Consider the following 18,929-nt stretch of genomic DNA (forward strand, 5'->3'; position numbering starts at 1 on the left):
CCGTCTGCTCTGAAGTCTGGTGGCTGGAGGGGGTCCGGCGCGCTGGTGCCCAGCGCAGTCTTCGGGTGGGGTTTTCCCCACCCCGCCTCCTGCGGTCAGCCGCAATCGCGGTGCGTGAACCACGCTACGGAGGGGGCGGGACAGGGCACGTCCTCCGCCGGGAGGAACGGCCCCTGGCCCGGAGTAAGGAGCAACCCCTAGGGGGCTGAGCCCCTGGGTGGAGAGGCGTATCGGGGACTGCGCCCAAGGGTCCACACCCACGGGTGGAGCGCCCCCGCGCGCAGATCCGGCACCCACGCCGTCTGCCCACCGGGAGCCGCAGGTGAGACAGTGTCCGGAAAATACATGCATACGGAAGGGATCCTGGTGAGCGGCGTGGGCGGCGGCAAAGAGGCGATATCGGGGTCGAAGACCGGCTCCGCACCTCCCGCGGCGCCCCGCCGGCGCGGACCGGTCGTCGCCGCGCTGATGCTCTGCATGGCCCTGTCGGCCATCGACGGCACCATCGTGTCCACCGCGATCCCGCAGATCGTCGGTGACCTGGGCGGCTTCTCCGTCTTCTCCTGGCTCTTCTCCGGCTATCTGCTGGCCGTGACCGTGACCCTGCCGGTGTACGGGAAGCTCTCCGACACCTTCGGCCGCAAGCCGGTCCTGATCGCGGGCGTCATCCTGTTCCTGATCGGTTCGGTGCTGTGCGCCGCCGCCTGGAGCATGGCCGCGCTGATCGCCTTCCGGGTCGTCCAGGGCATCGGCGGCGGCGCGCTCCAGGGCACGGTGCAGACCATCGCGGCTGACCTCTACCCGCTCAGGGAACGGCCCAGGATCCAGGCCAGGCTGTCCACCGTCTGGGCCACCTCGGCGGTGGCCGGGCCGGTACTCGGCGGGCTGCTCGCGGTGTACGCGGACTGGCGCTGGATCTTCCTGATCAACCTGCCCATCGGGGCCCTGGCCCTGCTGCTCGTCGTCCGTCACCTCCACGAGCCCTCCCGCGCGCCTCGCCCGGCCGGCGCGCCCCGTTCCCGTATCGACTGGGCGGGCGCGCTCGCCGTCTTCGCGACGGGCGCGGTGCTGCTGACCGCGCTCGTGCAGGGCGGGGTCGCCTGGCCCTGGCTGTCGGCCCCTTCGCTCGGGCTGCTGGGTGCGACCGCCGTGCTCGCGGCGCTGACCGTGCTCATCGAGCGGCGGGCCGCGGAACCCGTCCTGCCCGGCTGGGTGTGGCGGCGGCGCACCATCGCCTCGGTCAACCTGGCCATGGGCGCGATGGGCCTGCTGATGGTCGCGCCGACCGTCTTCCTGCCCACGTACGCGCAGTCGGTGCTCGGCCTCGGACCGATCGCCGCCGGATTCGTGCTGTCGGTGATGACGCTGAGCTGGCCGGTGTCGGCGGCGTTCTCCAACCGGGTCTACAACCGCATCGGATTCCGCCGCACCGCGATCATCGGCATGACCGGCGCCCTGCTGATCCTGCTCGCCTTCCCGTTGCTGCCCTACCCGGGCGAGGCGTGGCAGCCCGCGCTGATCATGCTGCTGCTCGGCGCCGCGCTCGGGCTCTTCCAACTCCCGCTGATCGTGGGCGTCCAGTCGACCGTCGGCTGGTCCGAACGCGGTACGACGACGGCTTCCGTGCTCTTCTGCCGGCAGCTGGGCCAGAGCATCGGCGCCGCGTTGTTCGGGGCCGTCGCCAACGGCGTTCTCGCGTCCCGGCTCGCCGACGCACCCGTGGCCGGTCTGCCCGGCGACCTGGACTCCGTCTCGCACGCCCTGGACGACCCGGGCTCGCTGAGCGCGGCGGCAACGGACTATCTGCGGCGGGCCGTTGACGCCGCGGTCGACCAGGTCTACCTCGGAGCCGCCGCAGCGGCCGCCGTGGCCCTGCTGGTGCTCGTCTTCGTGGCCCCCCGCCGCTTCCCGATCCTGGCCGAGGAGCCCGAGAGCGCTCCGCTGCCGCATAAGGGATAGACAACCGGCGTGTCACCGTGGGCCGTTCGGCGCGGCAGCCTCTCCCGGCGGGGCGCGTACGAGGCTTGGCAACGCGGAACTGCCCGGTTCCCAGCCCCCGCAGGGGCCGGGAACCGGGCAGTCGCCGTACGGGGGCGCGCCCCCGGGTCAGCCCTTGGCCGCGGCCACCTCCGGCGAGGCGGGGGCGCCGGTCTTCTCACCGGTGGCGGCGGACCCGCGGACGGCCGGGATGAACGCCGAGATCATCACGGCGATGAGGGCGACACCGCAGCCGAACAGCAGCCCGGTACGGAACCCGGCCTCGGAGGTGAACGTGACGCCACCCGCCTGTGTCGTCATCTGCGAGAGGACCGCACCGATCACCGCGGCGCCGATCGAGGTGCCGAGCGCGCGCATGAGGGTGTTGAACCCGTTGGCGGCGGCCGTCTCGGACGCCGGGACCGAGCTCATGATCAGGGCGGGCATCGCGCCGTAGGCGAGGCCGACACCGCTGCTGCTGACCATGAGGAACAGCATCAGCCCCCAGGCGGAGCCCATGAGGACGATCCCCAGGCCGTAGGCCGCCGCGATCACCAGTACGCCGCTGATCAGCGTGAACTTCGGGCCGCGGGCGTCGGTGAGCTTTCCGCCGAGCGGGGAGACGATCATCATCATGACGCCGCCCGGGGCCATCCACAGACCCGCCGCGAGCATCGACTGGCCCAGGCCGTAGCCGGTGGCCTCGGGGAACTGAAGCAGCTGCGGCACGATCAGCATCCCGGCGTACATGCCGAAGCCGACGAAGAGCGACGCGATGTTGGTGATGAGCACGCGGGGGCGGGCCGTGGTGCGCAGGTCGACCAGCGGGTCCCTGGTACGCAGTTCCCAGAAGCCCCAGCCGACGAGCACCACGACGGAGGCGCCGAACAGGCCGGTCGTCGTCGCGGAGGCCCAGCCCCACTCAGCACCCTTGGAGACGGCGAGGAGCAGGCAGACCAGGCCGACGGCCAGGCCGAGGGCGCCGGGCGCGTCGAAACGCTGCCCCTTGGCGGCGGCCGGAACGTCCGGGATGAGGAACCAGATCAGCGCGGAGATGGCGAGGGCCAGCGCGGCGGAGCCCCAGAACAGCACCCGCCAGTTCGCGTACTGGGCGACCGCCGACGCGATCGGCAGGCCGAGGGCACCGCCGATGCCGAGGGAGGCGCTGACCAGGGCGATGGAGGAGCTCAGCTTCTCCTTCGGCACCACATCACGCAGCAGCGCGATGCCCAGCGGCACCATGCCCATACCCATGCCCTGCAGACCGCGTCCGACGATCATGGGGACCACGGAGGAGGCGAGCGCGCACACCACCGAACCGGCGAACAGCGGCACCGAGCACACGAGCAGCATCCGGCGCTTGCCCAGCAGGTCGCCCAGCCGCCCGGAGACCGGTACGCACACGGCCGAGACCAGCAGGGTGACGGTGATCACCCAGGCGGCGTTGGAGGACGTCGTGTTCAGGAGCTGCGGCAGCTCGGCGATGAGCGGCGTGACCAGTGTCTGCATGACCGCCGCCACGGTGCCGGCGAAGGCCAGCGTGGCGACGACACCGCCCGTTCTGGCGGTCGGCTGGGGGGCATCCATGAGGAGGGACTCCTTGGGGTCGTGGTCCCGCTCACCGGGACTGCGACGTGCATCGTACATGCCGAATGTCTCATACACATTATGTGGCTGATGCACATAGCGCGGCGCAAGGATGCCCTCATGGAGCGAAGCGCCCGCATCCCGCCCAGCCGCGTCCAGGACCCCTGCCCGACGGCGAACCGGGCGACGCCCTCAGTCCTCCGCCGGAGCCACCCGCCCCGTGAGCGCCGCAAGCGAATTGCGTACGTGCGCCATGTGCGCCTGCACGTCCTCGCGGCCCTCCTCGTGCTCCCGCAGGATCCGCTCCGTCTCCCGCACCACACGCTCCTCACGCACCCGCGCCCCGGCCAGCAGCTCCTCACCCTTCGCCGCGGCGTCCTCCTGACCGTGCCGCGCGGCCTCCTCGGCCTCGGCCAGCGCACGCCGCGCACCGGCCAGTCCCGCCTCGGCACGCTCCGTCAGCTCCGCGTGCTGCGCCGACTGCGCCGCCCCGGCGTCCGACAGCTGCTGCTCGGCGACCTTCCAGCGCTCGGCGTGCTCCTGCTCCTGATGCGTCAGCACACTCGCCGTACGACTGCGGGTCGCCGCCATCGCGGCCTCCGCGTCCTCGCGCACCTGCGCCGCCTCCACCCGGGCCGCCGCCAGCGCCTCACCGGCCGAACCCTCCGCGGCGGACAGCACCTGCTCGGCATGGCCCACCGCGGCCGCACGCATCGCCTCCGCATCGGCCCTCGCCGACTCACGCAGAGCCCGCGCCGCCGCGTCCACCTCGTCCCACAGCGCCTGCGACTCCTCCTGAGCCGCGGACCCGACCGCCTCCGCCTCGCCCTCGGCGAGCGCCAGGATCCGCTGCGCCCGCTCCCCCAGCGACGCGTAGTCCTGCGGCGCCAGCGCGGCAACGGCCTCGTCCAGCCGGGCCGACTCGGCCACCAGCCGCTCCGCCAGCCCGGCCAGCTGCGCCACCCGGCCCTGCGCCTCGTCCCGCTCCGCCGACAGCGCGGCCACCGTGCGGTCCACCTGCTCCGGACGGTAGCCACGACCGCGCACGCCGACGAAGCCGTGTGCGGACACCGGTGCAGAACTCATCCTTGACGCCTCTTTCCGACTCTCCGACCATCGAGCAATACGTCAAGGATGCGGCAATTGGCCAAGAAGTCGGAATCGTTTCGATGGTTTCCGGACGGAAGCGACAGGCATCACAGCCCACAGAAGAGGCGTGGCGCCCCTCCCCGTTCGGGGAAGGGGCGCCACGCCCAGGAATACCGCGGAGACCGGCCGGTCAGATCAGCCCGTCCCACATCTGCTCCAGCAGCACCGACCACCAGCTCTCCGGCGACGCCAGCGCCGCCGGGTCCAGCGCCACCAGCTGCGCCTGGAAGTCGACCGTCCAGCGGCCCGCCTGCTCGGGGTTGAGCCCGAACCGCAGCCGCCACATCCGGCCCAGCAACGCCATGGAACGCGCGAACTCCGGCAGCCCCGTGTTCACGAACTGCGGCGGCACCGACTGGCCGCCCGGACCCGCCTCCACCGGCACGGCGACAATGTGCGCCGTCCCGTACTGCACACAGATCGCCCGGCCGAAGTCGGAACCCATCACCAGGTACGACCCCGCGTCGGCAGCCGCCTGCACCTGCCGCTGCCCGGCCAGCTCGGCCAGGGTCGGCACCACCGGCTGACCCGGCTGCGCCCAGAAGAACGGCCCGAAGTCGGCAGGCAGACCCGCCCACACCAGCGTCCGCGCCACAACCTCCGGCACACCCTGCCGCGACACCGCGCGCTGGTCGAAACGCAGCACACCCTGCGGACCGAAGGTCTGCAGCATCTCCTCCGCGATGGCCTCCGGCGGCACCGCCATCGCGGGCGGAGCCTGCGGCAGCGGCGCACGCACCGGCGCAGGCCGCGCCGGGCCGTCCGCCACCTGGTGCAGCTCACCCTGGTGCGTCAGCAGATGCTGCATACCCTGCTGCCGGCTCGCATGGTCGGTGCCGTACGGAGCGACGCTGGTGATCCGCACCTGCGGCCAGGTCTCCCGGATCATCCGCGCGCAGTAACCACCCGGCAGCTCACAGGACTCCAGCTCCGTGTGCAGCTCGATGACCTGCTGCGGCGGCACGTTCATGGCCCGCAGCTCGTGCAGCATCTGCCACTCGGGGTGCGGAGTGCCCGGCGCCGAGCGGCGGATCAGCTGCTGCTCACTGCCGTCCGGCCCGCGGTAGCGCAGTACGGCCTGGTAGCCGGGACCCACGGTCGGCTGACCGGCCGGCGCCTGCGGATACCCGTACGACGGCGGCGGGGTGTGCCCGGGGGCAGCGCCCATCGGCGCACCGGGCGGACCCGGCGGACCGACCTGCCCCGGACCCGCGAGCATCGTCGCCGCATGATGCACCCCGCCACCGGGAGGCGGCGGTGTGGCACCGGGAGGCGGGGGCGGCTGCTGCTGCCCACCGGGGATCCCGGGCGGACCGGGCGGCAGCGGCGCACCCGGAACACCGGGCGGACCGGGCGGACCGGGCGGCTGCGGAGCCGGCGGACCGACCGAGCCGGGGTCCGCGAACATCGTGGCCGCGTGATGCACACCGCCACCGGGCGGCGCCGGCGGACCCGGCGGACCCGGCTGCTGCGGCGCACCGGGCGGGCCCACCTGCGAGACGAGCTGCGTCGGCAGGTACCCGCCCGCCGGAGCCCCGGGCGCACCCGGCCCCGAGGGCGGCGGCACAGGAGCGCCCGGCCGGGCACCCGGAGCACCGGGCGCACCGGGCGGCGGCGGAGGCGTCGAACCGCCCCCGCGCGCACCCCGCGGTGGAACAGCGGCCTTGCTGGTGGCGGCGTCCGCGATGTCCCCTGAACCGGGACCGGGAACACCGGGGCCACCCGGACGGTTCGGCGCGGGGGCGTTGTGCCCGGGAACCGGCGGCGGAGGAAAATCCTGCCCGGGAGCAGGCAGACCCGGAACGTTCTGCCCGGGAACCGGCGGACCCGGAACGGACGGCGCCGGGGCGCCGGGCCCCTGCGGGTTCAGGCCCGGCACGATCGCCGTCCGGGGCAGCTGGCTGCCACCCGACATCAGCGCGGTCGGAGCATCGGCGGCCACCACCCGGGGCGGCGCCTCCTCGTCGTCCGCACCCGAGAGCGGCGGCGCGAACACCGTCGCCGGCATCGCCACCTCCCCCTCGTCGGAACCCGCGTTGGTATCGGTCCCCGCCCACGGCGTGGCCCCCACGGGCGGCCGCAGCGAGGACGCCGGAACCCCGTCGGAAGCCGTCGGCTCGTACGCGACGGGAATCGGACCGGGAGCCGGAGCGGGAGCGGGCGGTGGCGTGTGCCCGCCACCCGCCGCACGGCGGTCCGGAATCCCGAGCTTGTCCGCGGCCTCCTGGAGCCACTCGGGCGGGCTCAACAGGAACGACGTCTGATTCAGGTCGATGCGCTGCGGCGGCTCCGGAGCAGCCGGCGCCGCAGCGGGCGCCCCGTACTCCTCCTCGTACCGCCGGATCACCTCACCCACCGGCAGCGCCGGCCACAGCGTCGCCTCACCGCTGTCCCGGGCGATCACCAGCCGCTGCCGGCCACCGTCCGAGACCGGACCGTCGGCACGGTCCTCGGCCCACACCACGAAACCCAGCTCGAACTCACGGACCCGCACCTCACGGTGCTGATACGCCGCAACGTCACCGTTGACCCACTCGTCCGCGCGCTCCTGCGCCTGTGCAAAGGTCACCACCGCGCTCACCCCTCCACCGGGACGGCCTGCGCGAAGCCACCGTCCACCATCAGGTTCGCCACCGTCTCCAGCTCCGGCGGATTGCCCGCAAGGCGCTGCAGAAAAGCGTCGAAGTCCGCGCCGCACGGCAACAGCAGCCGGTCCACCCGCTCCTGAACGGTCCAGCCGTCCTGATCCCTCGCGTCGTCGTACGCGCAGAACCAGACCGAACCGATCCCGTTGCCCCGGACCTTCACCGCGAGAATCCCGCCCTGAACGAAACCGACCCCCAGGTAGTCCTTGGTCAGGTGGTCCCGCAGGCACTTGTTGATGTACACCAGATCGTTCACGGCGGCCTCCTCGCGCACCGTGAAGAACGGCTGGTCGACCAGGAGACCGAGCTCCGCGTCGAGCGCCGCACCCACCGGGGCCGAACCCCCGGCCGCCTTCAGGAACGAACGGTAGGCACCCGGCAGCCGGTAGCCGAGATCCTCCTCGACCCCCAGGACCTGCTGCTCGCTCACCGCCACAGCCCCCTTCGGAAGCCGGAAGTGCGCGGGCCGCGTCTCCTGCAGCGGGCGCGTACCCCGCTTGTTCTGGTCGACCGCGGTCGCCGCCAGCCCGCCGTGATGACGCAACAACGCCTTCACCTCGACCGGGACCAGCTCCATCCGCCGGCCGCCCGGCACGTGGTGCCAGGTCCAGCCGTGCGGAGTGGCCACCGGAGGAATCGTGTCCCACAACTCGTGGCCACTGGCCGCCATCGCCGCGTTCGCCGACACATAGTCCGTGAGCCGCAGCTCGTCCACACCGAAGCCCTGCGGGGGCTCGGCGATCTCGGCGGCGGCGCGCGCGTAGGGCGCGAAGTCCGGACACCCGTTGCCGTCCATGCGCACACCTCTGGGGTGGCGGGACGCCCGGACCGGATCCGGGAAGTGCACGAGCTGCCCGGCGTAGGCCGCGTTCGGTGGCGCGGATTGCTGCCCGAGCCGACCTGTCGTCATGGCGGTTGCCCCCTGCTGCGTCTGGCTGATGAGGACCGACCGGCCCATGGGGGCGGTCCAGGCACAGCCTATGCGGTGACACCCGAACGGGCCCCGCCCCTCCGCCCCCCAGCCACTTCCGTCACCAACCGTCACAACCGTGTGACGGAAGAGCGACGACCGGGCCACTCTCGCGCGACACGCAGACACGTTTCAGCGACCCAGCTTTCACAGGACCCGACACATTTGGCAGGCTGTCACCCGCATACCCGGGGGCGTGCACATTCGGCAGCGGCCGCTGCGGGCACGGGAGGGACACAGCACCATGCACACCGCACACTCTGCACACACCGTCACGACCGGGGACCCACGACTCAGCTGGAGCACCACCGAAGCGGGCCACGCCCCCCGCCTGACACAGCGCCGCGACGGCATCCTGCCCGCCGTCGCGGCGGCCCTGTCCGTCCGCGGCGAGACACTCACCTGCACCGCCGGCAAGGGCGACCAGCCACCCGCGCTCCACCACCTCGTCCAGGACTTCCTCGACACCCTGCCCAGCAGCCAGCGCGAACGCTTCACCGGGCGCTGCCCCGAAGCCATACTGCTCTCCCGGCACCTCACCGCCGCCGAGACCACACGTTCCAAACGAGCTCAGCGCAAACCCCTCACCAACGGCGAGGCCCGCCGCTCCCTCAAGCACGCCCGCCTCACCACCCGCCGCATCCGCGAGGACGGGGACCCCCTGCACGGCAGCTACGCGGCACCCTGCCGCTCCTGCTCCGTCATGCTCGCCCACTTCGGCGTACGTCCCGTCGACCTCACCACGGCCGGAGCGGCCACCACCGCCGAGAAGGGCTGAGCGCGCCCCCATGCACGACCGAACCGAACTGCCCGGACAAGCAGGCCCGGCGGCCCGCGACCGCCACGCCACCACCCGCTTCCCCGTCGCCGTAGACGCCGCCCTGCGCGCCGCCGGCTGGGAGCCCGGCCGCTGGGACATCCGCCAGGCCGAGGAATGGGCCGACGCCCTGCGCTCGCACGCCTCCCCCGCCGGCCACCAGCACGCCGTCTTCCCCGCGGCCGTCGAGGCCTGGGCCGAATTCGGCGGCCTGCACATCACCCCTACCGCACCCGGCCGGCAGATCGCCCCGGCGGCGGTACGCATCGACCCGCTGAGCGGACTCCACCTCGCACGGACCCTGGCAGACCTGGGACGCGCCCTGGAGACCGAGGTCGCGGCCCTGGGCGAGGAAGGGGACGGACAGGCCGTCCTCGCGATCGACACCGAGGGACGGGTGTACAGCATCGACCACACCGGCGACTGGTACCTCGGAGCCGACATCGACGGAGCCCTGACCACGCTCGTCACGGGCATCCAGCCGGAACGGCTCGTCACGGGCTGAAGGGCTCGTCACGGGTGAAGGGCTCGGGTACGGCCGGGAGGGCTCGGGACCAACCGGAGGGCTCGGGACCGACCGGGAGGCGGCAGGTCCTTTGCAGCGCGCCCGCCTCGGGCAGGCCCTACGCAGCGCCCGCGCCAGGCAGGTCCTTTGCAGCGCGCCCGCCTCGGGCAGGCCCTACGCCGCCCGCGTCCGGCAGGCCCTACGCAGCGCCCGCGTCCGGCAGCACCGCCGAGACCCGGAACCCGCCCGCGTCCGTCGGGCCGGACACGAAGACCCCGCCCAGCCCCAGCACCCGCTCCCGCATCCCCAGCAGCCCGTTGCCCCCGCTGGGCAACCCCGCATCCGCCGTCGCCGCGTCCGACGGACCGTTCTCCACCTGCATCGCGACCTCGGCGTCGCGGTGCGCCAGGCGCACCCAGGTCTTCGCACCCGCCGCGTGCTTGTGCACGTTCGTCAGGGCCTCCTGCACCACCCGGTACGCCGTCTGCTCGACCTGGGGCGCGTACCCGCGCGCCTCGCCCTCCACCGACAGCTCGACCGTCATCCCCGCCGCCCGCGACTCCCCGACCAGGACCTCCACCTCGTCGAGCCGCGGCCCGTCCTCCGGCGCAGCCGGCGCGGCCCGGCCGACCGAGGCCAACGGCACCTTGGTCACCCGCGCGACCATCGGCTCGCCCGTACGCAGCACACCGAGCATCTCGCGGAGCTCCGTCAGCGCCTGCCGCCCCATGTCACCGACCAGCGCGGCATTGCGTACCGCCTTCGCCGGATCCTTCGGCGCGACCGCCTGAAGCGCCGCCGCATGGACCACCATCAGGCTCACCCGGTGGGCGACCACATCGTGCATCTCACGCGCGATCCGGGTCCGCTCCTCCGTACGCGCCCACTCGGCCCGCTCCTCCGCCCGGTCCGCGAGCAGCGACAGCTCCCGCTCCAGCGAGTCCGCCCGCTCCCGCAGGCTCTCCATCAGCCGGCGCCGTGCCCCTATGTAGAGGCCGAACAGCACCGGCGGCGCGGTGAGCCCGACCGCCATGAAGAGGGAGAGCATCGGGACGTACCAGTCGCCGGGACCGAAGTCCGCGTCGGCGTTCACGCCCTGGCGCAGCCGCACGTACGTGACGATGAACGTCCCCACCAGCGACATGCTCATCAGCACCGCGGTGATCCGCCGCGGCACGTCGGACGCGGCCAGCGTGTAGAGGCCGACCAGGCCCATCAGGAAGCCCATCTCGGCCGGTGTCGTCGCGATCGACACGAGCACCACGGCGATCGGCCACTTCCGGCGCACCAGCAGCACGGCCCCCGCGAACAGCCCGAACACCACCCCCAGCGGCACCGGCAGCCCGGTGTCCCCCGCGAAATCCACCCCTTCCAGCGCACACTCCAGCGCCGATACCAGCGCCAGTCCCACATCCAGTGCGACACTCCGTCGCCGTTCCCACCACCAGTAGCCGCGGGTGGTCGGTCCCGCCGCTTCCCGGTCTGCCCCCGTTGCGGTCATGCCGTCCAGCGTACGGGCGGGCGCACCTGATTTTCGGGTGACCTGCGCAGCCCGTCGTGCCGCGGGTGACACGCTCCCGGATCAACGAGGGCTGCACCGGCGAGCGTTGCCACGGGTGACTGGCGGTTCGCGTGGACAACCGTGCAGACTTATACCGTCGCCCCGAGGGCCGGCGGTACGGCATAGTGTTGGGTGCCAATCCGGCAGCCTGACACAATGTCCGGCTTCGTCGGCTTTATTCCCCCATGGTGTAATTGGCAGCACAGTAGCTTTTGGTGCTATTTGTCCGGGTTCGAGTCCTGGTGGGGGAGCTTTTGCTGCGGGCCCCGGCCATCACGGTCGGGGCCCGCACTCATGTCCGGCTCGGCACCCCCCGGTATCCTGCGGATGTCCACCACCCGAAGCCGAAGGGCATATCCGTGAGCTCCGTACGCCCGGCAGCCGTCGTCGTCCTCGCAGCGGGTGAGGGCACCCGCATGAAGTCGAAGACCCCCAAGGTCCTGCACGAGATCTCCGGGCGCTCGCTCGTCGGACATGTCGTCGCCGCCTCCCGCGAGCTGGACCCGCAGCACCTCGTCGTGGTCGTCGGCCACGCGAGCGAGCAGGTCACCGCCCACCTCGCCGCCGCGGACGCCCAGGTGCGGACCGCCTACCAGGCCGAGCAGAAGGGCACCGGGAACGCGGTGCGCGTCGGGCTCGACGAGCTGGGCGGGACCGTCGAGGGCACCGTGATCGTCGTCTGCGGCGACACCCCGCTGCTGTCCGGCGAGACGCTCGCCGCGCTCGCCGCCACCCACACCGCCGACGCCAACGCCGTCACCGTGCTGAGCGCCGAGGTCCCCGACTCCACCGGCTACGGCCGGATCGTCCGGGACCCGGCGTCCGGCGCCGTCACCGAGATCGTCGAGCACAAGGACGCCACCGACGAGCAGCGCGCGATCCGGGAGATCAACTCCGGGGTGTTCGCGTTCGACGGGCAGCTGCTCACGGACGCCCTCGGCAAGGTCCGTACGGACAACAGCCAGGGCGAGGAGTACCTCACCGACGTGCTGTCGATCCTGCGCGAGGCCGGGCACCGGGTCGGCGCCTCGGTCGCCGGTGACCACCGGGAGATCCTCGGGATCAACAACCGGGTGCAGCTCGCCGAGGCCCGCCGGCTGCTGAACCAGCGGCTGCTGGAGCGGGCGATGACGGCGGGCGTGACCGTGGTGGATCCGGCGTCGACGCTGATCGACGTCACGGTGACGTTCGAGCGGGACGCGATCGTGCACCCGGGTACGCAGCTGCTGGGCGCGACGCATCTGGGCGAGGACGCCGAGGTCGGCCCGAACTCCCGGCTGACGGACACGGTCGTCCACGCGGGCGCCCGGGTGGACAACACCGTCGCCGACGGGGCGGAGGTGGGGCCGGGCGCGCTGGTCGGTCCGTACGCCTATCTGCGGCCGGGCACGAAGCTGGGCGCGAAGGCCAAGGCCGGCACGTACGTGGAGATGAAGAACGCGACGATCGGGGAGGGAACGAAGGTCCCCCACCTGTCGTACGTGGGTGACGCGACCATCGGTGACCACACCAACATCGGTGCCGCGAGCGTCTTCGTGAACTACGACGGGGTGGCCAAGCACCACACGACGATCGGCTCGCACTGCCGTACGGGGTCGGACAATATGTTTGTGGCTCCCGTCACGGTCGGGGACGGCGTCTACACCGCGGCGGGCTCGGTCATCACCAAGGACGTCCCGGCCGGTTCGCTGGCCGTGGCCCGTGGCCAGCAAAGGAATATCGAGGGTTGGGTGGCCCGGAAGCGTCCGGGAAGTGCCGCCGCGCAGGCGGCCCAGGCCGCCACGGAGGACACCGGCAGCGAAAGCTGACCGGAATCAGGCGCGTCGAGCACGGCGTACCGTGATAGATGCTCACCCCATTTCGGCTGGCTCGTTGCACATCGGGACATCTGCGTGCAGCGCCAGGAACACGTCTGAGGAGACTGTGCTGTGACCGGGATCAAGACGACCGGCGAGAAGAAACTGATGTTCTTCTCCGGCCGCGCCCACCCCGAGCTGGCCGAGGAGGTTGCACACCAACTGGGTGTCGGCCTCGTGCCGACGAAGGCCTTCGATTTCGCCAACGGTGAGATCTACGTCCGCTTCCAGGAGTCCGCCCGCGGCGCCGACTGCTTCCTGATCCAGAGCCACACGGCTCCGATCAACAAGTGGATCATGGAGCAGCTGATCATGCTGGACGCGCTGAAGCGCGCGTCGGCCCGCTCCATCACGGTGATCGTGCCGTTCTACGGCTACGCCCGCCAGGACAAGAAGCACCGTGGCCGCGAGCCGATCTCGGCCCGTCTGGTCGCGGACCTGATGAAGACGGCGGGTGCGGACCGCATCCTCACCGTCGACCTGCACACGGACCAGATCCAGGGCTTCTTCGACGGCCCGGTCGACCACCTCTTCGCGCTGCCGATCCTGGCCGACTACGTCGGTGCGAAGGTCGACCGTTCGAAGCTCACGATCGTGTCCCCGGACGCCGGCCGCGTGCGGGTGGCCGACCGCTGGTGCGACCGCCTGGACGCCCCGCTGGCGATCGTGCACAAGCGCCGCGACAAGGACGTGCCCAACCAGGTCAGCGTCCACGAGGTCGTCGGCAACGTCGAGGGCCGGGTCTGTGTCCTGGTCGACGACATGATCGACACCGGTGGCACGATCTGCGCCGCCGCGGACGCCCTGTTCGCGCACGGTGCCGAGGACGTCATAGTGACGGCGACGCACGGCGTCCTCTCGGGCCCGGCCGCGGACCGGCTGAAGAACTCGAAGGTCAGCGAGTTCGTGTTCACGGACACCCTGCCGACCCCGGGTGAGCTGGAGCTCGACAAGATCACGGTGCTCTCGATCGCGCCGACGATCGCGCGTGCGGTGCGCGAGGTCTTCGAGGACGGTTCGGTCACGAGCCTCTTCGAGGAGCAGTAGGCGAAAAGCCTCACAGAAGATCCACTTTGGGTGCGGCCTCCCCGCCGGGTAGACTCAGCGAGTTGCTCGGCGAGGGAGGCCGTACCCATAGGTACGGCGGTCCGTTATCGACGCGCTCTTCGTAGCAGGCCTGTCGTGGGCCGGGTGACCATCCGTAGTCTTGTCACCTTACGAGGAGTGCAGTCATGGCCGAGATCAAGCTCAACGCCGAGGTCCGTACCGAGTTCGGCAAGGGCGCTGCCCGCCGCACCCGTCGCGCCAACCTCGTCCCCGCCGTCATCTACGGCCACGGCGCCGAGGCTGTCCACATCACGCTGCCGGCCCACGAGCTGCAGCTCGCGCTCCGTACCGCCAACGTCCTGATCGGTCTCGAGATCGACGGCAAGGACGCGCTGGTCATCCCGAAGGCCGTGCAGCGCAACGCCCTCAAGGGCAACATCGAGCACGTCGACCTGCTGACCGTGAAGCGCGGCGAGAAGGTCAACGTCGAGATCGCGGTGCACGTCGAGGGCGAGCTGGCCCCGGGCGGCAACCTGCTCGAGTACGTCCAGAACACCCTGCTGGTCGAGGCCGAGGCCACCCACATCCCCGAGTCCGTCACGGTCTCCATCGCGGGCCTGGACGCCGGCGACTCGATCCTCGCCAAGGACATCCCGCTGCCCAAGGGCTCCGTGCTGGCCGGTGACGAGGACGCCGTCGTGCTGCAGGTCGTCGCGGCTCAGGTCGAGGAAGCCCCCGCGGAGGAAGCTCCCGCCGAGGCCTGAGCCTCACCCCACCTGCTTGACTGACGGGGCGGCGGTCTCCTCCGGGAGGCCTGCCGCCCCGTTTCCCTGTTCCGCCGCCCGCCCGTACGCGAGGAGACCCAGCGCGATGTCCGACGCCACCGACCCCTGGCTGATCGTGGGCCTGGGTAATCCCGGTCCCGAGTACGCGGCGAACCGGCACAACGTCGGCTTCATGGTCGCCGATCTGCTCGCGGAGCGGATCGGCGGGAAGTTCAAGCGGGCGCCCAAGGCGCAGGCGCAGGTGCTGGAGGGCCGGATCGGTCCGCCCGGCCCGCTGAGCCGCCGGGTGGTGCTGGCCAAGCCGATGTCGTACATGAATCTGTCGGGTGGTCCGGTCGCGGCGCTGCGCGACTTCTACAAGGTGCCGCTCGATCATGTCGTGGCGGTCCACGACGAGCTGGACATCGATTACGGGACGCTGCGGCTGAAGCTGGGCGGCGGTGACAACGGGCACAACGGGCTGAAGTCGATGACGAAGTCGATGGGGCCGGACTATCACCGGATCCGGTTCGGGATCGGCCGTCCGCCGGGCCGGATGCAGGTCGCGGACTTCGTGCTGAAGGACTTCTCGTCGACGGAGCGCAAGGAGCTCGCGTTCCTGGTGGACCGCTCGGCGGACTCGGTGGAGTGCCTGCTGGCGGAGGGTCTGGAGCGCGCGCAGAGCGCGTACAACTCCTGAGGCGCGTGGGCCGGGGTCCTGTGCCGCGCCGGCGCGACGAACCCCGACATTCCCTCTGGTAACCGGGCTGTTTTCGGCCACGGCTTGACCGACCGCAGGGCCCTGGCCAAGGATCGGCCCCCATGAAGGCCAGCTCCTCCCACCGTGCCCTGCACTACGGCCGCAGCGCCGCGCTCGGCTGTGTCGTCCTGCTGCTGCTCGTCGCGGGTGTGCTGTCCTCGTGGGACACGGCGCATCACATCGTGCTGGCCAAGGGGCGTGAGCACGGCACCATGGCGGTCACGGGCTGCGGTGCCGAGGTGTGCACGGGGCCGTTCGCACCGTCCGACGGGGCCGCCGCGCGGTCCCGGGTGTCGGTGGAGAAGTCCGTGGCGGCCCGTAAGGGTGACCGGTTTCCCGTGGTGGTGAAGCCGGGAACCGATGACGTCGTACGTACCGGGACGCCGGGCTTCCTTTATGCGTGGGTGCCGCTGGGCGGCGCGCTGCTGCTGGCCGCGCTGGTGATCGGCGGTGGTCTGCGGCTGACCCGGACCGCCTGGGGCACCGGGATCGCGGGTGGGGTCCTGCTCGTGGCGGCGTTCATCGCCCTGTGACAGGGCCCCACCCGCGTCCGTGTTGATCAGCCGGTGTTGCGGAGACCTGCCGCGACGCCGTTGACGGTGAGCAGCAGGGCGCGGGCGAGCAGCGGGTCGGCTTCCTCGCCGCGCTCGGCGGCCTGGCGCTGGCGGGCCAGCAGGGACACCTGGAGGTAGGAGATCGGGTCCAGGTAGGCGTCGCGGATGGCGAAGGTCTGCTGGAGCACCGGGCTGGTGCCGAGCAGTTCGGTGTTGCCGGTGACCTTGAGGACTTCGCTGACGGTCAGCGCGTGCTCGGCCTCGATGTCGTCGAAGACGTGCTTGAGCTCGTCGGGGACGAGGGTGTCGACGTAGTGCCGGGCGATGCGCAGGTCGGTCTTGGCGAGGGTCATCTCGACGTTGGAGAGGAAGTTCTGGAAGAAGTGCCAGTGTTCGTGCATTTCGTCCAGGACGGTGTCCAGGCCGGCTTCGCGCAGGGCCTTGAGGCCGGAGCCGACGCCGTACCAGCCGGGCACGATCTGCCGTGACTGGGTCCAGCCGAAGACCCACGGGATGGCGCGCAGGCCGTCGAGCGAGACGCCCGAGCCGGGGCGGCGGGAGGGCCGCGAGCCCAGGTGCAGGTCGGCGAGCTGGTCCACCGGGGTGGAGGCGAGGAAGTACGTCGGCAGGTCGGGGTCCTCGACCAGCTTGCGGTACGCGGCGTGGGCGGCGTCGGAGACGGTGTCCATGGCCGCGTCCCAGCGGGCCAGGGCCTCGTCGGACTGGCGGGGTGCGGTGTGCAGCGCGGAGGCCTGGAGGGTGGCCGCGACGGTCAGTTCCAGGTTCTCGCGGGCGAGGGCGGGGATGAGGTACTTGTCGGAGATGACCTCGCCCTGCTCGGTCACCTTGATCTCACCCTCGAGCGTGCCCCACGGCTGCGCGAGGATCGCGTCGTGCGAGGGGCCGCCGCCGCGGCCGACGGTGCCGCCGCGGCCGTGGAAGAGGCGCAGGCGTACGCCGTAGCGGTGGGCGACGTCGCGCAGTCGGCGCTGGGCGCGGTGGATCTCCCACTGGGAGGTGGTGATGCCGCCGAACTTGGAGGAGTCGGAGTATCCGAGCATGACCTCCTGGACGTCGCCGCGGAGCGAGACGAGGCGTCGGTAGGAGGGGTCGGCGAGCATCTCGTCGAGGATGACGTCGGCGGCCTTGAGCTCGTCGGTGGTCTCCAGGAGCGGCACGATGCCGATCTTGGCCCAGCCGCCGTGCAGGTCGAGGAGGCCGGCTTCGCGGGCGAGGACGGCGGCGGCGAAGACGTCGTCGGCGCCCTGGCACATCGAGATGATGTAGGACTCGATGACTTCGGGGCCGAAGCGCTCGAAGGCTTCCTTGATGGTGTGGAAGACGCCGAGGGTCTTCTCGCCGGCGGCGTCCAGCGGGGCCGGGGTCGGGGCGAGGGGGCGGCGGGAGCGGAGCTCCTTGGCGAGGAGCTTCTGCCGGTAGTCGCGCGGCATGTCGGCGTAGCGCCAGGACTCCTCGCCGAGGCGGTCGAAGAGCTGGCCGAGTGCGTGGTGGTGGGCGTCGGCGTGTTCGCGTACGTCCATCGTGGCGAGCTGGAGGCCGAAGGCGTTCAGCGTGCGGATGGTGCGGTCCATGCGGCCGTCGGCGACGATGCCGCCCTTGTGTTCGCGCAGCGAGGTCTGGATGAGGGCGAGGTCGGCGATGAGTCCGGCGGTGCCGAGGTAGTCGCAGCCGGGGCGGTGCGGGGTGCCTGCGGCGAGGCGTTCGCGGGTGTTGACGAGCTTCTGCCGGATGCAGGTGGCCTTGAGGCGGTAGGGCTCCTCGGCGTTCAGCCGCTTGTAGCGGGGGCTGATCTCGGGGAGCGCTTCCAGGTCGGCCTGGAGGGAGGTGAGGAGCTCTTCGGTGGCTCCGGTGTAGCGGATGGAGTTGGAGAGCAGTCCGCGCAGCTGGTCGACGAGTTCGAGGGCGTCGGTGATGCCGTGCTCGTGCTGGAGGATCAGCACCTCCCAGGTGACGGCGGGCGTCACGTTGGGGTTGCCGTCGCGGTCGCCGCCGATCCAGGTGCCGAAGGTGAGGGGGCGGGTGCCGGCGGGCAGTTCGACGCCGACGCGCTCCAGTTCGGCGGCCAGGTCCTCCAGGACGTCGCCCACGGCGTTGGCGTGGAGTTCGTCGAGGTAGTAGATGGCGTTGCGGGCTTCGTCGGCGGGTTCCGGGCGGACGACGCGCAGTTCGTCGGTCTGCCAGATGAGGTCGATGTTCTCGGCGAGCCGGATGTCCTGGCGGCGCCGGTCGGCCTCGATGACCGGGGTCTCCAGGAGTGCGGCGATGCGGCGGAGCTTGTTCAGTACGGAACGCCGCGCGGCTTCGGTGGGGTGCGCGGTGAAGACGGGCCGTACGTTGAGGTTCTTGACGGTCTCGCGCAGGTGCTCGGGGTCCGCGTCCTTGAGCCGGTCGGCGGTGCGGGCGAGGAGGCCGCCCTCGGCGGCGCGCCGGTCGCGCATCTCGTGGGCGCGGTGCACCTGTTCGGTGACGTTGGCGAGGTGGAAGTAGGTGGAGAACGCGCGCACGAGCTGCGCGGCGGTCTCCAGGTCCGTGTCGCCGAGGAGTTCGGCCGCGGCCTCGCCGTCGGTACGGGTCAGGGCGCGGACCCGCTCGACGAGGTCGAGGAGTTCCTGGCCTTCCTGGCGTACGAGGGTCTCGCCCAGCAGGTCACCGAGGCGGCGGATGTCGGCGCGCAGCTCGGGGCTGGCGGCAGGGGTCTGGTCGGCACTGCTCACAG

14 protein-coding genes and 1 tRNA gene are annotated in these 18,929 nt (G+C 71.7%); 9 read left to right on the forward strand and 6 right to left on the reverse strand.

Annotated elements, in window-relative coordinates; genetic code table 11:
- The first annotated feature begins 345 nt into the window (after positions 1–345).
- Complete coding sequence (locus tag OG782_RS14475) at positions 346–1,959, forward strand: MDR family MFS transporter (protein ID WP_406450965.1); 1,614 nt, start codon at positions 346–348, stop codon at positions 1,957–1,959.
- A 147-nt stretch (positions 1,960–2,106) separates the two neighbouring features.
- On the opposite strand, the gene OG782_RS14480 is transcribed toward OG782_RS14475, so the two are convergent.
- The 4 genes from OG782_RS14480 to OG782_RS14495 all read right to left on the reverse strand — a co-directional run bounded on the left by OG782_RS14480 (position 2,107) and on the right by OG782_RS14495 (position 8,268).
- Entirely contained in the window at positions 2,107–3,564 is a 1,458-nt protein-coding gene (locus OG782_RS14480) for an MFS transporter (protein ID WP_406459061.1), read from the reverse strand.
- Positions 3,565–3,756: 192 nt separating this feature from the next.
- Positions 3,757–4,650: a cellulose-binding protein gene (locus tag OG782_RS14485; protein WP_406450967.1), complete on the reverse strand. Its 894-nt coding sequence runs from the start codon at positions 4,648–4,650 to the stop codon at positions 3,757–3,759.
- Positions 4,651–4,843: 193 nt separating this feature from the next.
- On the reverse strand, positions 4,844–7,285 hold the full coding sequence (locus tag OG782_RS14490; protein WP_406450969.1) for an SUKH-4 family immunity protein: 2,442 nt from the start codon (positions 7,283–7,285) through the stop codon (positions 4,844–4,846).
- 5 nt (positions 7,286–7,290) lie between these two features.
- The gene (locus OG782_RS14495; RefSeq protein WP_406450971.1) at positions 7,291–8,268 is read right to left on the reverse strand and encodes an SMI1/KNR4 family protein; all 978 of its coding nucleotides are present in this window, start codon (positions 8,266–8,268) and stop codon (positions 7,291–7,293) included.
- A 304-nt stretch (positions 8,269–8,572) separates the two neighbouring features.
- Between OG782_RS14495 and OG782_RS14500 the strand changes: the two genes are divergently transcribed.
- Both OG782_RS14500 and OG782_RS14505 read left to right on the forward strand, forming a co-directional pair.
- Complete coding sequence (locus OG782_RS14500; RefSeq protein ID WP_406450973.1) at positions 8,573–9,106, forward strand: YwqJ-related putative deaminase; 534 nt, start codon at positions 8,573–8,575, stop codon at positions 9,104–9,106.
- Positions 9,107–9,116: 10 nt separating this feature from the next.
- Positions 9,117–9,650, forward strand: coding sequence for an SUKH-3 domain-containing protein (locus OG782_RS14505; RefSeq protein ID WP_406450975.1), 534 nt, complete (start codon positions 9,117–9,119; stop codon positions 9,648–9,650).
- Positions 9,651–9,849: 199 nt separating this feature from the next.
- Here OG782_RS14505 and OG782_RS14510 read toward each other — a convergent pair whose 3' ends face one another.
- On the reverse strand, positions 9,850–11,151 hold the full coding sequence (locus tag OG782_RS14510; protein ID WP_406450977.1) for a sensor histidine kinase: 1,302 nt from the start codon (positions 11,149–11,151) through the stop codon (positions 9,850–9,852).
- A gap of 239 nt (positions 11,152–11,390) precedes the next feature.
- Here OG782_RS14510 and OG782_RS14515 point away from each other — a divergent pair.
- The 6 genes from OG782_RS14515 (at position 11,391) to OG782_RS14540 (ending at position 16,171) form a co-directional block, all read left to right on the forward strand.
- A tRNA-Gln gene (locus tag OG782_RS14515) sits at positions 11,391–11,462 on the forward strand.
- A 108-nt stretch (positions 11,463–11,570) separates the two neighbouring features.
- The gene (gene glmU / locus OG782_RS14520) at positions 11,571–13,019 is read left to right on the forward strand and encodes a bifunctional UDP-N-acetylglucosamine diphosphorylase/glucosamine-1-phosphate N-acetyltransferase GlmU (protein WP_406450979.1); all 1,449 of its coding nucleotides are present in this window, start codon (positions 11,571–11,573) and stop codon (positions 13,017–13,019) included.
- A gap of 120 nt (positions 13,020–13,139) precedes the next feature.
- Complete coding sequence (locus OG782_RS14525) at positions 13,140–14,114, forward strand: ribose-phosphate diphosphokinase (RefSeq protein ID WP_406450981.1); 975 nt, start codon at positions 13,140–13,142, stop codon at positions 14,112–14,114.
- Positions 14,115–14,299: 185 nt separating this feature from the next.
- Positions 14,300–14,878 carry a 50S ribosomal protein L25/general stress protein Ctc gene (locus OG782_RS14530; protein WP_406450983.1) on the forward strand — a complete coding sequence of 193 codons (579 nt, stop codon included), beginning with the start codon at positions 14,300–14,302 and terminating at the stop codon, positions 14,876–14,878.
- A 106-nt stretch (positions 14,879–14,984) separates the two neighbouring features.
- Positions 14,985–15,578, forward strand: a complete 594-nt coding sequence (gene pth / locus OG782_RS14535) for an aminoacyl-tRNA hydrolase (RefSeq protein WP_406450985.1) — start codon at positions 14,985–14,987, stop codon at positions 15,576–15,578.
- Positions 15,579–15,700: 122 nt separating this feature from the next.
- A complete protein-coding gene (locus OG782_RS14540) occupies positions 15,701–16,171 on the forward strand; it encodes a hypothetical protein (protein WP_406450987.1) in 471 nt (156 codons plus the stop codon).
- A 26-nt stretch (positions 16,172–16,197) separates the two neighbouring features.
- Here OG782_RS14540 and ppc read toward each other — a convergent pair whose 3' ends face one another.
- The gene (ppc, locus tag OG782_RS14545) at positions 16,198–18,927 is read right to left on the reverse strand and encodes a phosphoenolpyruvate carboxylase (protein ID WP_406450989.1); all 2,730 of its coding nucleotides are present in this window, start codon (positions 18,925–18,927) and stop codon (positions 16,198–16,200) included.
- Between the last annotated feature and the right edge of the window lie 2 nt (positions 18,928–18,929).

It is taken from the genome of Streptomyces sp. NBC_00876, assembly GCF_045207435.1.
GTDB lineage: Bacteria > Actinomycetota > Actinomycetes > Streptomycetales > Streptomycetaceae > Streptomyces.